The organism is Rhodoglobus vestalii, from assembly GCF_006788895.1.
GTDB lineage: Bacteria > Actinomycetota > Actinomycetes > Actinomycetales > Microbacteriaceae > Rhodoglobus > Rhodoglobus vestalii.
This window is the reverse complement of record NZ_VFRA01000001.1, coordinates 644,082-656,969: the sequence shown is the minus strand read 5'-3', so window position 1 is coordinate 656,969 and position 12,888 is coordinate 644,082. Positions and strand designations below refer to the sequence as shown.

The 12,888-nt window shown below is 58.1% G+C and carries 11 protein-coding genes, 1 rRNA gene and 1 other RNA gene; 7 read left to right on the top strand and 6 right to left on the bottom strand.

Going from position 1 to position 12,888, the window contains the following annotated elements:
• Nucleotides 1–91 precede the first annotated feature (91 nt).
• Nucleotides 92–745 carry an NAD(P)H-binding protein gene (locus tag FB472_RS03150; RefSeq protein WP_141989621.1) on the top strand — a complete coding sequence of 218 codons (654 nt, stop codon included), beginning with the start codon at nucleotides 92–94 and terminating at the stop codon, nucleotides 743–745.
• A 124-nt stretch (nucleotides 746–869) separates the two neighbouring features.
• Here FB472_RS03150 and FB472_RS14310 read toward each other — a convergent pair whose 3' ends face one another.
• On the bottom strand, nucleotides 870–1,067 hold the full coding sequence (locus FB472_RS14310) for a hypothetical protein (RefSeq protein WP_246078049.1): 198 nt from the start codon (nucleotides 1,065–1,067) through the stop codon (nucleotides 870–872).
• A gap of 54 nt (nucleotides 1,068–1,121) precedes the next feature.
• Nucleotides 1,122–2,378 carry an MFS transporter gene (locus tag FB472_RS03140; protein ID WP_141989620.1) on the bottom strand — a complete coding sequence of 419 codons (1,257 nt, stop codon included), beginning with the start codon at nucleotides 2,376–2,378 and terminating at the stop codon, nucleotides 1,122–1,124.
• A 69-nt stretch (nucleotides 2,379–2,447) separates the two neighbouring features.
• Here FB472_RS03140 and prfB point away from each other — a divergent pair, with 69 nt between their 5' ends.
• The 4 genes from prfB to smpB all read left to right on the top strand — a co-directional run bounded on the left by prfB (nucleotide 2,448) and on the right by smpB (nucleotide 5,896).
• The gene (prfB, locus tag FB472_RS03135; RefSeq protein ID WP_141989619.1) at nucleotides 2,448–3,554 is read left to right on the top strand and encodes a peptide chain release factor 2; all 1,107 of its coding nucleotides are present in this window, start codon (nucleotides 2,448–2,450) and stop codon (nucleotides 3,552–3,554) included.
• A gap of 61 nt (nucleotides 3,555–3,615) precedes the next feature.
• Nucleotides 3,616–4,407, top strand: a complete 792-nt coding sequence (gene ftsE, locus FB472_RS03130; RefSeq protein ID WP_141989618.1) for a cell division ATP-binding protein FtsE — start codon at nucleotides 3,616–3,618, stop codon at nucleotides 4,405–4,407.
• Nucleotides 4,404–5,321 carry a permease-like cell division protein FtsX gene (gene ftsX, locus FB472_RS03125; RefSeq protein WP_021810098.1) on the top strand — a complete coding sequence of 306 codons (918 nt, stop codon included), beginning with the start codon at nucleotides 4,404–4,406 and terminating at the stop codon, nucleotides 5,319–5,321. Before ftsE ends, ftsX begins: the two co-directional genes overlap by 4 nt.
• 95 nt (nucleotides 5,322–5,416) lie before the next feature.
• A complete protein-coding gene (gene smpB, locus FB472_RS03120; protein WP_021810099.1) occupies nucleotides 5,417–5,896 on the top strand; it encodes an SsrA-binding protein SmpB in 480 nt (159 codons plus the stop codon).
• A 3-nt stretch (nucleotides 5,897–5,899) separates the two neighbouring features.
• Here smpB and FB472_RS03115 read toward each other — a convergent pair whose 3' ends face one another.
• Nucleotides 5,900–6,172 (bottom strand): glutaredoxin domain-containing protein, encoded by a 273-nt coding sequence (locus FB472_RS03115; protein WP_141989617.1) that lies wholly within the window; start codon nucleotides 6,170–6,172, stop codon nucleotides 5,900–5,902.
• A 161-nt stretch (nucleotides 6,173–6,333) separates the two neighbouring features.
• On the opposite strand from FB472_RS03115, the gene ssrA reads away from it, so the two are divergent.
• Nucleotides 6,334–6,708, top strand: a transfer-messenger RNA (tmRNA) gene (ssrA, locus tag FB472_RS03110).
• A 160-nt stretch (nucleotides 6,709–6,868) separates the two neighbouring features.
• On the opposite strand, the gene galK is transcribed toward ssrA, so the two are convergent.
• From galK to galE, 3 genes are read right to left on the bottom strand one after another with little or no spacing between them, the layout of a single operon-like run.
• Complete coding sequence (gene galK / locus FB472_RS03105; protein ID WP_141989616.1) at nucleotides 6,869–8,059, bottom strand: galactokinase; 1,191 nt, start codon at nucleotides 8,057–8,059, stop codon at nucleotides 6,869–6,871.
• Nucleotides 8,056–9,165 carry a galactose-1-phosphate uridylyltransferase gene (gene galT / locus FB472_RS03100; protein ID WP_141989615.1) on the bottom strand — a complete coding sequence of 370 codons (1,110 nt, stop codon included), beginning with the start codon at nucleotides 9,163–9,165 and terminating at the stop codon, nucleotides 8,056–8,058. The genes galK and galT overlap by 4 nt, the downstream gene beginning before the upstream one ends.
• Nucleotides 9,162–10,139, bottom strand: a complete 978-nt coding sequence (gene galE / locus FB472_RS03095) for a UDP-glucose 4-epimerase GalE (RefSeq protein ID WP_141989614.1) — start codon at nucleotides 10,137–10,139, stop codon at nucleotides 9,162–9,164. Before galE ends, galT begins: the two co-directional genes overlap by 4 nt.
• Before the next feature lie 867 nt (nucleotides 10,140–11,006).
• Here galE and FB472_RS03090 point away from each other — a divergent pair.
• A 16S ribosomal RNA gene (locus FB472_RS03090) occupies nucleotides 11,007–12,542 on the top strand.
• The last annotated feature ends 346 nt before the right edge of the window (nucleotides 12,543–12,888 follow it).

Sequence of the window (12,888 nt, the reverse complement as noted above, 5' to 3'; positions counted from 1 at the left end):
AACAGGGAGTTTCACTTCGTACCGTGGAGAGTGCTCAGAACGCACGTGCGCAAAGCACGGACGTGCGCAAACCACGCAAAAGGAGTTAGCCATGAAACGAATCGTTATCGTCGGAGGCCACGGCAAAATCGCAATGAGCCTTGCGGAGCTGCTCAGCGGCAGGGGTCACCACGTGCATTCCCTGATTCGCAATCCTGACCAAGAAGCTGATATCAGCGCAACAGGCGCGGTGCCAGTGGTCGCAGACATCGAAGCGCTCAGCGCCGAAGAGCTCTCCGAAATCTTTACCGGCAACGACGCGATCGTGTTCGCCGCGGGTGCTGGTGGTGGTAGCCCTGAGCGCACCTACTCTGTTGACCGCGATGCCGCCATCCGAACAATGGATGCTGCAGCACACGCAGGAGTTCACCGCTATGTCGTGCTGTCCTACCGGGGTGCAAGCCTCGACCACGGCGTGCCAGAAGACAATGACTTTTTTGCCTACGCTGAGGCCAAGGCTGCGGCAGACGACCACCTGCGCAAAGGCCCCCTGCGGTACACAATCGTGGGGCCGGGGGCGCTTTCAAGCGAACCAGCATCAGGAAAGATCGATGTTGGCGATGCAGCAACCGCCGAAAAGGCATCGCGCGAAAATGTCGCTCATGTGATTGCCGCTGTGATTGACAGCGACAACACGATCGGTCACACCATCGAGTTCATGGACGGGTCGACACAAATTACCGATGCGGTCGCCGCTATCGCTTAGCGTGCGGGATAAGTAGCGAACCAATGCCGAGCCCGATCAGGGCGAAGCCGCCAACGGCGGAAAGGTTCGTTATCCGGCGGGGTGAGTTAGCAAACCAATCGCGAGCGAACCCCGCCGCCAGTGCCTACGCGGTGTCGGAGACTACGGCAATGGCCATGAAAATCAAGCCAAGTAGCAAGAGTTGCGCTTGCACGCTGCCGGTGCCGACCCCGAAGGCCACCGCAAACACGAGCACTACACCACCGGTGGCGTTACCGAGCGAGCTCACGATCCCGCCAAGCTTGACGAGCACGAACGCGACGAGGCTTGCGGTGGGGATCATCGCGCCAGTTTAGGGCGATAGCCAACAGCTCACATATCAGGCAAAGCGCAGCTCTTAGCGCTGTGGTTTGTGGATGTAGCGGGGCACATAGCGAATCATCACGCCGGCGCCGATTAGCCCGAGCACGCCCACCGTTCCTGCCGCTACTGAGAGCGAAGCGATTGCTGTGATTCCCGCGATCATGAGTGGTGAAGTTGCTTGTCCGAGCCCGCCGGTAAAACGCCAAGCTCCCAGGAAGGGGGCGGGATTGTTGGCGGGTGCGAGGTCGGCGCCCAATGTCATCACGATGCCGCTTCCGAGACCATTGGCCAATGACAAGAACATTGCGGCACCAATAAACCACGCGGTGTTGGCGCTGAGATCGTGAGTGGACGAGAGCACGAGGTGACCGATGCTGAGCCCAATCAGCGATGGTACTGCGGTCCAGAGCCGCCCAAAGCGGTCCATTATTTGGCCTCCCGTGTAGAAGAGGGCGAAGTCGACGGCGCCGGCGATCCCAATGATGATCGCGGTGTTGGCATCCGCGATCCCGATGCTCACCGCCCAGAGCGGGAGAATCACCTGTCGACTGGCGCGCATCGCGCCGATGATCGCGGCACCAATGCCGAGGCGTGAGAGCACGGCTCGGTTCTGCCGAATTGTGGCAAACAGCCCGTTTGATTGCTTCTCCACAAGCGCTTCTCCGTCGCGCAGGGTGCGGTTGTTTATCCGCGAGGTGTGAACCGCCCCGAAGGTGGTGGCGGGGTCGGGGAGGAGGATCAGTACTAGGGCGGCGGCGGCGCACGCGACAACGTGAATCCAGAATGCGACAATTGCTGCACCCGTGAGCTGAATGATCACCGCTGAGATGAATGGGCCGATAAACATTCCGAGTCGAAAGGTGCCACCGAGGGTAGAGAGTGCTCGAGCCCGGTATGCGAGGGGCACGAAGCTCGTAAGAAACGCGTGGCGTGCCAGAGCGAAGACGGCGGTCGCCAAGCCGATCAGTAGCACCCCGAATCCGAGGGCAACAGGGTTGGGGGCAAGAATGCAGATCACGACTCCCACGATGGAGAGGGCACTTGCGCCGATCATGGCTGGTCGTTCGCCAATGCGGGAGATGAGCCATCCGCTGGGAATATTACCGAACAGCTCCCCGAGGGTCAGCAGCGCAGCCACGAGTCCTGCGATCGCCAGCGTGGCACCCAGGTTGTTTGCAGCGATCGGGATCAAAGGAATGATCGCGCCTTCACCGATCGAGAACAGGAGCGTCGGTAAGAGAACGGGCAGCCCAATTGAGCGCCAGCTGAAGGGTTTTTCCGTTGTGCTCATCGCCGTCAATAGTATGTCGTGGCCGCTCAACACCTGCCGCGTGAGCCAGCGGGTAGTCTGGTGAATGATATGGATGAACTGGACTTTTCTGACGACATCGCCGCCTTGCGCTCAACTTTCGCTGATATTCGCCAGGTTGTCGACACGGATCGACTGACGGCGGAGATTGCAGAGCTCAGCAAACTGGCAGGTGCTCCCGATCTGTGGGACGACACCGACAAGGCACAAAAGGTTACGAGCGACCTCAGCCACCGTCAGGCGGAGCTCGCCAAGATCGTTTCCCTCTCCAGCCGACTCGACGACCTCGAAATCATGGTTCAGCTCGCCAATGAAGAGAGTGATGCGCAGGCTGCAGCGGATGCTCGCTCCGAACTTGTTGGCATCACGAAGACGTTGGGCGACCTAGAGGTTCAGACACTCCTCAACGGCGAGTTTGATCAGCGACCGGCCGTCATCACCATTCGCGCCGGAGCAGGTGGGGTTGACGCGGCAGACTTCGCCGAAATGCTGTTGCGCATGTACCTTCGGTATGCCGAGCAGCACTCGTACCCCACCCGCGTCCTTGACACGAGCTACGCCGAAGAAGCGGGCATCAAGTCAGCCACCTTTGAGGTCGATGCGCCCTTCGCGTTTGGAACGCTCAGCGTCGAAGCGGGTACACACCGCCTCGTGCGGATGAGCCCGTTCAACTCTGCCGGTAAGCGCCAGACCAGTTTTGCTGCGGTCGAGGTTGTTCCCCTGATCGAGACGACGGATGTTGTCGAAGTTCCCGAGAACGACATCCGGGTTGATGTCTTCCGCTCTTCCGGTCCTGGCGGCCAGTCGGTGAACACCACCGACTCTGCTGTTCGCATCACCCACTTGCCCACGGGCATTGTGGTGAGTTGTCAGAATGAGAAGAGCCAGATCCAAAACCGTGCGGCGGCAATGCGGGTGCTTCAGTCGCGCCTGCTGTTGTTACAGCGCGAGCAGGAGGCGGCAACAAAGAAGGAGATCGCGGGCGTGATCACCGCGAGTTGGGGCGATCAGATGCGCAGCTACGTCTTGGCGCCGTACCAAATGGTGAAAGATTTGCGTACCGAGTTCGAGGTCAACAACCCGTCGAATGTGTTTGATGGCGATCTGGATGGTTTTATTTCGGCGGGCATCAAGTGGCGCAAGCGCGCCATCCTGTGAGTCTTGGCACGCGGTGGGTCGCTGCCACATTCCGCGCTGGGCGTCTCTAGGCTGACTCCAAATGATTCGTTTTGATGCTGTTTCGAAGTCGTATCCGGGCACCACGAGGCCGGCACTGAATTCGGTTGACCTTGAAATACTCAAGGGCGAGTTTGTCTTTTTGGTGGGAGCTTCCGGTTCGGGCAAGTCCAGTTTTTTGCAGTTGATCCTCAAAGAGGAGAACCCAAGCAAGGGAACCGTTCACGTGCTGGGTCAGCACTTGAACACCCTGTCGAGTCGCAAGGTGCCCTACTTCCGTCGCAACCTTGGCGTGGTGTTTCAGGATTTCCGCCTGCTGCCCAATAAGACTGTCTTCGATAACGTTGCTTTCACTCTTCAGGTGATAGGTAAGAGTCGCGGCTACATTCAGGAGGCGGTTCCGGATGCTCTCAAGATGGTCGGTCTCGCTGGCAAATCGAGTCGCTTTCCCCATGAGCTTTCTGGTGGCGAGCAGCAGCGAGTAGCGATTGCGCGAGCCGTCGTGAATAAGCCTGCGATCATGCTCGCGGATGAGCCGACGGGAAACCTTGACCCGGCGACTTCTGCCGGAATCATGACACTCCTTGAGCGAATCAACCTGGGTGGCACCACCGTAATCATGGCCACCCATGATGCTGGCATTGTTGACCAGATGAAGCGCCGGGTGATTGAGCTCATTGGTGGGCAGATCGTGCGCGATGAGCGCCAGGGTGGGTACCAAACGCAGTCGGTTCCGGCTCAAGCGCGCATCCCACATCCGGCTGCAAGTGGACCCGGCGTGCCGGTGTCGACGGCCTCTGCGCAGCCTTCGCAGGGTCAGGGGCTCGACGCGTGAGACTTGGCTTAATTCTTGGCGAGGTTGGCAGCGGGCTGCGCCGCAACCTGTCGATGGTGGTCTCTGTTGTTCTTGTGACCTTCATTTCGCTCACGTTCGTGGGCGCGTCGATTTTGTTGCAGATGCAAATCGGCCAGATGAAGGGGTATTGGTACGACCGCGCTCAGGTGGCGGTTTATATGTGCACCGATATCGATACGACCGGCAATTGCACGTTGGCAGAAGCTACCGAAGACCAGATTGATGCGGTCGGGCAGCAGTTGGATTCGGCAACACTCGCGCCGTACATCAACGAGGTTCAGTTTGAGACGAACGAACAGGCGTACGAGAACTTTAAGGAGCAGTTCGCTGACACTACCTTTGCTGGCATCATCACGCCGGAGACCTTGAACGAAAGCTTCCGGGTGAATCTGGTCGATCCGGAGCAGGCAGATGTGCTGATTGAGAGTCTGTCCGGGCTTGCTGGCGTTGAGAGCGTTCAGGATCAGCGTTCCTATCTTGAGCCGATCTTCGCCATCCTCAACGCTGCGAGCTTCACGGCAATTGGGGTCGCCGGTCTCATGCTTGTTGCTGCTGTCTTGCTCATTGCAACCACGATCAGGCTGAGCGCGTTCTCGCGTCGTCGAGAGCTGGGCATTATGCGGCTTGTTGGTGCATCGAACCGGTTCATCCAAACCCCGTTCATTCTTGAGGGCGTATTCGCCTCTCTCATCGGTTCGGTGTTGGCCAGCGGCGCGATTGTCGCTATCGTTCAGTTCTTTGTTCGGGGATATCTGGCATCCACCCTGCCGGTCAACACGAGCCTGCTGGGAATGGATGAGGCGTTGCTCGTTGTTCCTGTCCTCATCGTGTCCGGTGCGGGGCTGGCGGCGATTTCTGCTGGCGTTGCGATCAGCAGATACTTGAAGGTCTAGGCGGTTTGCACCTCTCGCGCTAAACTTATTTGCTGCACTGTCGGCATTCGCCGTGCCGGTGCTGGCATCCGCCCCAATTGAGAGAGAAGTGAATCATGCCTAAGGATGGCGACCGAAAGGTTGTGGCAAGCAACCGTAAGGCTCGCCATGATTACAGCATCGAAGACACCTTTGAGGCGGGTCTTGTCTTGTCGGGTACTGAGGTGAAGTCGTTGCGGTTGGGGCGCGCTAGTTTGATTGACGGCTACGGCTACATTGACGATCATGCGGAAGCGTGGCTGGATGCCGTGCATATTCCTGAGTTCTTTCAGGGATCGTGGAACAACCATCCACCGCGGCGCAAGCGCAAGATGCTGTTGCATAAAGAGCAGATCGTGAAGATCCACAACAAGATTAAGCAGGGTGGCTACACGCTTGTGCCGTTGTCCATATATTTTCTGGATGGCCGGGCCAAGGTAGAGCTGGCGGTTGCCAAGGGTAAGCGTGAATACGACAAGCGTCAGACGTTACGTGAGCGTCAAGATAAGCGTGAGTCAGATCGTGCGATTGCCGCACGAAAGAATATGGGGGAGTAGCGGTTAGATCTCGCCGAGCTCGGTGAGCTTGGCTGTGAGCTCTTTGTCGCTGGGCTCAACTTGGAAGGTTCCGTCGGTGAACTGCACGACGGGGATGTTGAGGCGACCGCTGATGGCATGGGCGCGGTCGGCTGCGGCCGGGTCTTTTTCAACATCGATTTTGTCCCACTCGATGTTCAGTGAATTGAGCAGAGCTTCGGAGCGAACGCAGTCGCGGCACCAGTCTGCGCCGAACATTGTGGTTTTGGTGGGAAGTTCTTGTGTTTTATCGCTCATGGATCAAATCTACTTCGCCCGTGGCGGGATGCGGGCCCAGGTTCGCTCGTAGCGTGTTCGTCACGCGGGCTGGTCTCGATCGCGGTTGTGAACTAGGATTGAGGGCTACCTGTTCTTTGGGTAGTTTTGATAACTCCACAGCGCGACAACGACCTTCTCAGGGGGATGATCGGTTTCGACATTGCCTGCAAAACGATGAGAAGCGGGTCGAGAATGCAGCCTTATCTCGTTAACGATGACTGCAAACTATAAGTGCCAATTCAAAGCGCACTGACTTCGCCCTCGCTGCCTAAGCGAGCGCACTAAAGAAGTCCGTCAGATCGGGAATGCTCTCTACCCGAATCCTGGCGCAATTTAGAGAGATTGCTGCGTAGTTACGCCTGAGGGCTACGTGGGACTTGCACTCTGGCTGGGCTTGTTGATCTAGGTGCTTGTGGCAAAGATCAGAGCCGAGTAGAACGTCTGCACAAGCTACACCCGTAGAAGGCATGGAATTACAGCAGTGGACGGGGGTTCAATTCCCCCCATCTCCACCATCGGTCGTTGTCGCGCTGAGTTCTCCGAGAGATCAGGGAGCACAGGTGGATAGACGGAGATAGGCGGGCTGTATGGTCGGCTGGCTTATCTCTGTTTGTGGTGTTTCCGCTAGCACCGCGCGAACTTCCTACGACTACCTGATCGATGCCACACTTAGTTCTAGGCCTCGGGGGTCGCGGCGGTGTTCCGCTCGGCGCCCTGTGATGGAGTCACGGTGAAGGTGACGGGCTCGGTGAATCCGCGTGCGGCAAAGGCTTCCTTCACTGCGCCTTCGACCTCAGAAACACGGGCGTGCGGAACGAGAGCAATTGCTGCTCCGCCGAAACCTCCGCCGGTCATCCGCGCTCCAATAGCGCCATGTTCTCGCGCAGTCTCGACGGCAAGATCGAGTTCAGGGATCGAGATCTCGAAGTCGTCGCGCATCGACACGTGTGAGGCGTCGAGCAGGGCACCAATGGCGAGTGGTCCTTGGTCGTTGAGGGCGCGAACCGTGTCCAGCACTCGCTGATTTTCGGTGACCACGTGACGAACACGTCGGAACGTCACGTCGTCAAGAATTTCGCGCGCGCGGTCGAGGTCAGCGACGCTCACGTCGCGCAACGACGAGGTACCCATGGCGGATGCGCCCGCTTCACAGGACGCGCGACGCTCGGAGTAGCCGCCCGTGGCGTGGGAGTGCGAGACGCGGGTGTCCATCACCAGGATGCTGAGCTCCGCGTTCGTTAGTCTGAGCGGTACGACTGTCGCATCGAGCGACCGGCAATCGAGAAACACGGCCGAATCCGGCGCCCCGAGAAGGGATGCTGACTGGTCCATGATCCCGGTGGGAGCACCGACGACGTCGTTTTCGGCCATCTGTCCGACTTTTGCGAGCTTCTCGCGCGAGAAGCCGAGGCTCCAGAGGTCGTTGAGCGCCAGGGCCACTGAGCTTTCGATGGCGGCAGACGACGACAGCCCAGCGCCAACAGGAACGGTGGAATCGATGATGATGTCGACGCCGGCAACAGTAGTCAGATCTGCGCCGTGTTGTCCAAGAGCCCAGGCGACACCGAGCGGATAGGCGCTCCAGCCGGTGATTTTGCCTGCGGCACGCGCAGCATCGAGGTCCGACAGCGGAATCTCAACGGGGGTGTCGTCGAACGTGCTAGTGACTCGGATGATTCCGTCACTGCGCAGCCCAACGGCAGCACGCGTGCGGCGGTCGATCGCGAACGGCAGCACGAAACCTTCGTTGTAGTCGGTGTGTTCGCCGATGAGGTTGACGCGGCCAGGTGCCGACCACACGCCATCTGGCTTCCGTCCGGTAAGGCTGCTGAAGTGTTCGCTTAGCTGTTGCACTGTGACACTCATGCTCGTTCGGTGGCCTTTCGGATGTTCTCGGCGGCGGCCTCTGGCGTGACGTCAGCGATCCACGCGCCCATCGCAGACTCAGATCCTGCAAGATATTTCAGTTTGTCGGCCGCGCGACGAGGTGAGGTCAGTTGCAGGTGGAGGCGGAACGTGTCGCGTGCCGTGTTGACGGGAGCCTGATGCCACGCTGCGATGTACGGCGTGGGGGAGTCGTAGATCGCGTCAATACCGCGCAGTAGTTTCAGATACATTGTGGCGAGCTCGTCACGTTCGTCATCCGAGGTAGCAGCGAAGTCGGGGATCTGGCGGTGCGGCAACATATGCACCTCGATGGGCCAGCGTGCGGCGAACGGCACGAACGCCGTCCAGTGTTCTCCACTCAGTACGACGCGGTCGCCAGCGCGTTCGAAGTCGAGGATGCGCTGAAACATGTCGGGGCTGGTGCGATCAATCGCATCCAGAGTCCGTTGCGTTTTGGGGGTGATGTACGGGTACGAGTAGATCTGTCCGTGCGGGTGTAGCAGCGTCACGCCGATTGCTTCACCACGGTTCTCAAAGGGGAATACTTGCTGCACGCCGTCGAGCGCCGAAAGCGCTTCGGTGCGATCCGCCCACGCCTCGATCACGGTGCGGGCGCGACTGGGGGTTTGCGTGCCGAATGATCCTTCGTGGTCGGGGCTGAAGCACACGACTTCACACCGACCAATGGAGCTTCGGATGCGGCCGAGCCCGAGATCTGCGAGATCGTCGAGGCCCGTCGGGCTGTTGTCGCTTCCGGCAAGGGCCGGCCCGAACGATGGTGAACGGTTCTCGAAGACGGCGACGTCATAGAGCGCCGGAACTTCGGAGGGGTTCTGGGGAGTCTGTGGTGCTAGCGGATCTTGATCGGCGGGCGGCAGAAACACTCGGTTCTGGCGGGCAGCCGCTACGGACACCCATTCTCCCGTCAGGATATCTTGTCTCATGGTCGCGGTTGCGGGCCGTGGATCAAGAACTCTGCTGTCGACAGAACGTTCTTCCCCGAGTGTGGTGTCGGCGTCGTCGAAGTAGATGAGCTCTCGGCCATCGGCGAGTGTGGTGGGGCGCTTGGCGATCCTCGACGTCATTCTGCACTTCCTTTTTCTGCACGGAGGCGGGCTTCCCAGGCGCTGCGAACCATTTCTTCTGTGCTGAACCGCATTTTCCATTCGAGGTCGCGGCTCGCGAGGTCACCGTTCGCGACGATGCGGGGTGGGTCTCCGGCCCGACGCGGTGCTATTTCAGGAGTGAAGGGGATGCCGGTGACTGCTGCTACAGCGGCCATTATTTGGGCAACCGAGAGTCCGTCTCCGCTTCCCAAGTTGTACGCGGGTTCGATCTCTTCGTGTGCTTCGAGTCGGCGGGCGGCTGCGACGTGCGCGGCCGCAATGTCGGCGACGTGAACGTAGTCACGCACGTTGGTGCCATCGGGAGTTGGATAGTCGGTGCCGTTGATGCGTGGGGTTTTTCCCGCGACAAGAGCTTCGAATACCAGGGGGAAAAGATTATGGGGGCTGGTGTCATAGACCGCAGGGTCACCGGAGCCGACAACATTGAAGTAGCGCAGAGATGTGTGGCGCAGGCCGGTGGCGACTGCTTGGTCACGCAAAAGCCATTCACCAATCAGCTTGGACTCTCCGTACGGAGATAGGGGCTGCTTGGGCGTGCTCTCGGTCACTAGGTCGACGTCTGGAGTTCCGAAGACTGCTGCGCTGGAGGAGAACACCACTTGATCGACACCGCACTCCTGCATGGCTTCGAGCAGAGTGACCGTGGCGGTGACGTTTTGGTTATACGTGTGCAGGGGGCGCTCTACGGACACGCCGGCGTATTTGAATCCGGCAACATGAATTACGCCGGTAACCCCGTGTGTGGTCATTGCCTGAACGAGCGAGACTTTGTCGAGGATGTTGGCGTGCACGAACGGTACGTCGTCCGGAATGAAACTGATGAGCCCGCTGGAGAGGTCATCCACGATCACCGCCGCCATATCGGCGTTCGCTAGAGCGCGAGCGACGTGGGCGCCGATATAGCCAGCACCGCCGGTTACCATCCAAGTCATTGTGATTCCTCGTATCCGGGCAGCGGTCCAGCCACAATTGCAACTCTTCACTCTGCGAGTCGGTCAATTGTATGAATATTAGTTTGACGCGTCCAGCCGAGGAATCAGCTCGGAGGCGAGGGCTGAGAGAACGTTTCGTGCCCCATCGCGGAGCCGATGAGCGGACTGTTCCACATCGCTGGGCGTCGATGCCGAGATCCCGGCTCTCTGGCGACATACCACCCGACACGCCCGGGATGTGGTTGGTGTTGGTGAGGGGGGCGGAATGCACGTAATGTTTCCTCTTGTCACCCCAAAGGTGCGGACAACCCGGGCAGTTCTGCTGCTAGGTTTCCGGCCTCAAGTGGGGGCCACCATCGGTCTGAAGCTGCTATAGTTTTAGTCCGGTCAGTTGCTGGGATTCCTTTTGTGGGTTCTGGTGGGTGATCGTACGATGAGTATCCGCTTTGTGCGTGTGTTGGTCAGGTGTTGCTAGCCGTTCTGGTTTGTTTCTTCTGATTTGACAGACACGCTGGGGCTGGTAGGCTAGACAGGTTGCTTTCTGCAGTCTTGTGGGGGTGGCTGATACAGGTTTGTTGCCCTGGGGTGAAACCGTTTTGCGGTGGAGGTCAGGAGCGTCCGATCCTTGAGAACTCAACAGCGTGCACAATGTCAAATGCCAAAAACCCGACTGTGCTTTTTGTGATCAACCTATTTCGGGTTGGTTGTGGGGGTGCAGCGGATTCCTTTGGAAAAGATATAAATAACAAAGCAAGTCAGTTTTGATTTGTTCTGTCAGTTTCAAACTTGCAAGGTTCTGACCTATTCCGGTTGGTCTTTGCACAAGATGTGCTTCTGCAGGCTTTGGTTTGTGGTTGCTATCAAACATTTATGGAGAGTTTGATCCTGGCTCAGGATGAACGCTGGCGGCGTGCTTAACACATGCAAGTCGAACGATGAAGCAGAGCTTGCTCTGTGGATTAGTGGCGAACGGGTGAGTAACACGTGAGTAACCTGCCCTTGACTCTGGAATAAGCGTTGGAAACGACGTCTAATACTGGATACGAGCTTCAGCCGCATGGCTAGGAGTTGGAAAGATTTTCGGTCAAGGATGGACTCGCGGCCTATCAGGTAGTTGGTGAGGTAATGGCTCACCAAGCCTACGACGGGTAGCCGGCCTGAGAGGGTGACCGGCCACACTGGAACTGAGACACGGTCCAGACTCCTACGGGAGGCAGCAGTGGGGAATATTGCACAATGGGCGAAAGCCTGATGCAGCAACGCCGCGTGAGGGACGACGGCCTTCGGGTTGTAAACCTCTTTTAGTAGGGAAGAAGCGATGTGCTTGTCACATCATGACGGTACCTGCAGAAAAAGCACCGGCTAACTACGTGCCAGCAGCCGCGGTAATACGTAGGGTGCAAGCGTTATCCGGAATTATTGGGCGTAAAGAGCTCGTAGGCGGTTTGTCGCGTCTGCTGTGAAAACCGGAGGCTCAACCTCCGGCCTGCAGTGGGTACGGGCAGACTAGAGTGCGGTAGGGGAGATTGGAATTCCTGGTGTAGCGGTGGAATGCGCAGATATCAGGAGGAACACCGATGGCGAAGGCAGATCTCTGGGCCGTAACTGACGCTGAGGAGCGAAAGCATGGGGAGCGAACAGGATTAGATACCCTGGTAGTCCATGCCGTAAACGTTGGGAACTAGATGTAGGGACCATTCCACGGTTTCTGTGTCGCAGCTAACGCATTAAGTTCCCCGCCTGGGGAGTACGGCCGCAAGGCTAAAACTCAAAGGAATTGACGGGGGCCCGCACAAGCGGCGGAGCATGCGGATTAATTCGATGCAACGCGAAGAACCTTACCAAGACTTGACATATACGAGAACGGGCTAGAAATAGTTCACTCTTTGGACACTCGTAAACAGGTGGTGCATGGTTGTCGTCAGCTCGTGTCGTGAGATGTTGGGTTAAGTCCCGCAACGAGCGCAACCCTCGTTCTTTGTTGCCAGCACGTAATGGTGGGAACTCAAAGGAGACTGCCGGGGTCAACTCGGAGGAAGGTGGGGATGACGTCAAATCATCATGCCCCTTATGTCTTGGGCTTCACGCATGCTACAATGGCCGATACAAAGGGCTGCAATACCGCAAGGTGGAGCGAATCCCAAAAAGTCGGTCTCAGTTCGGATTGAGGTCTGCAACTCGACCTCATGAAGTCGGAGTCGCTAGTAATCGCAGATCAGCAACGCTGCGGTGAATACGTTCCCGGGCCTTGTACACACCGCCCGTCAAGTCATGAAAGTCGGTAACACCCGAAGCCAGTGGCCTAACCTGCAAGGGGAGGAGCTGTCGAAGGTGGGATTGGTGATTAGGACTAAGTCGTAACAAGGTAGCCGTACCGGAAGGTGCGGCTGGATCACCTCCTTTCTAAGGAGCATGTGCAAGCCGTGGGGAGCGTTCCTGTTTACAGTTCGCGAGTCTACGGAGTTACTTGCCAAGTCGTGCCAACCTGTTCGGGTTGGACGGCGCTCATGGGTGGAACATTGACATTGTGATCAGAGGAACTGTTTTCTTTTCAGTACGCCAGCTTGCTGGTAGGAACGAGGGTTTATGGGGGTGCTGGTCTTCGCACGTTGTTGGGTCCTGAGGGACCGGGCCCGGATTGTTATGATTCGGTTTCGTACCTTAGGACTTGAGATATCCGAAAGGGTGTCTGGGTCTAACGGATCCTGGTGCTATTGCCGACGTTGTTGGTGGTGGTGGGGGATACCGC

Bases quoted from the DNA above. Each gene is read 5' to 3' on its own strand.
- FB472_RS03150 (WP_141989621.1), top strand. From the start codon at position 92: ATGAAACGAATCGTTATCGTCGGAGGCCACGGCAAAATCGCAATGAGC.
- FB472_RS14310 (WP_246078049.1), bottom strand. From the start codon at position 1,067: ATGATCCCCACCGCAAGCCTCGTCGCGTTCGTGCTCGTCAAGCTTGGC.
- FB472_RS03140 (WP_141989620.1), bottom strand. From the start codon at position 2,378: ATGAGCACAACGGAAAAACCCTTCAGCTGGCGCTCAATTGGGCTGCCC.
- prfB (WP_141989619.1), top strand. From the start codon at position 2,448: ATGGATGAACTGGACTTTTCTGACGACATCGCCGCCTTGCGCTCAACT.
- ftsE (WP_141989618.1), top strand. From the start codon at position 3,616: ATGATTCGTTTTGATGCTGTTTCGAAGTCGTATCCGGGCACCACGAGG.
- smpB (WP_021810099.1), top strand. From the start codon at position 5,417: ATGCCTAAGGATGGCGACCGAAAGGTTGTGGCAAGCAACCGTAAGGCT.
- FB472_RS03115 (WP_141989617.1), bottom strand. From the start codon at position 6,172: ATGAGCGATAAAACACAAGAACTTCCCACCAAAACCACAATGTTCGGC.
- galK (WP_141989616.1), bottom strand. From the start codon at position 8,059: ATGAGTGTCACAGTGCAACAGCTAAGCGAACACTTCAGCAGCCTTACC.
- galT (WP_141989615.1), bottom strand. From the start codon at position 9,165: ATGACGTCGAGGATCGCCAAGCGCCCCACCACACTCGCCGATGGCCGA.
- galE (WP_141989614.1), bottom strand. From the start codon at position 10,139: ATGACTTGGATGGTAACCGGCGGTGCTGGCTATATCGGCGCCCACGTC.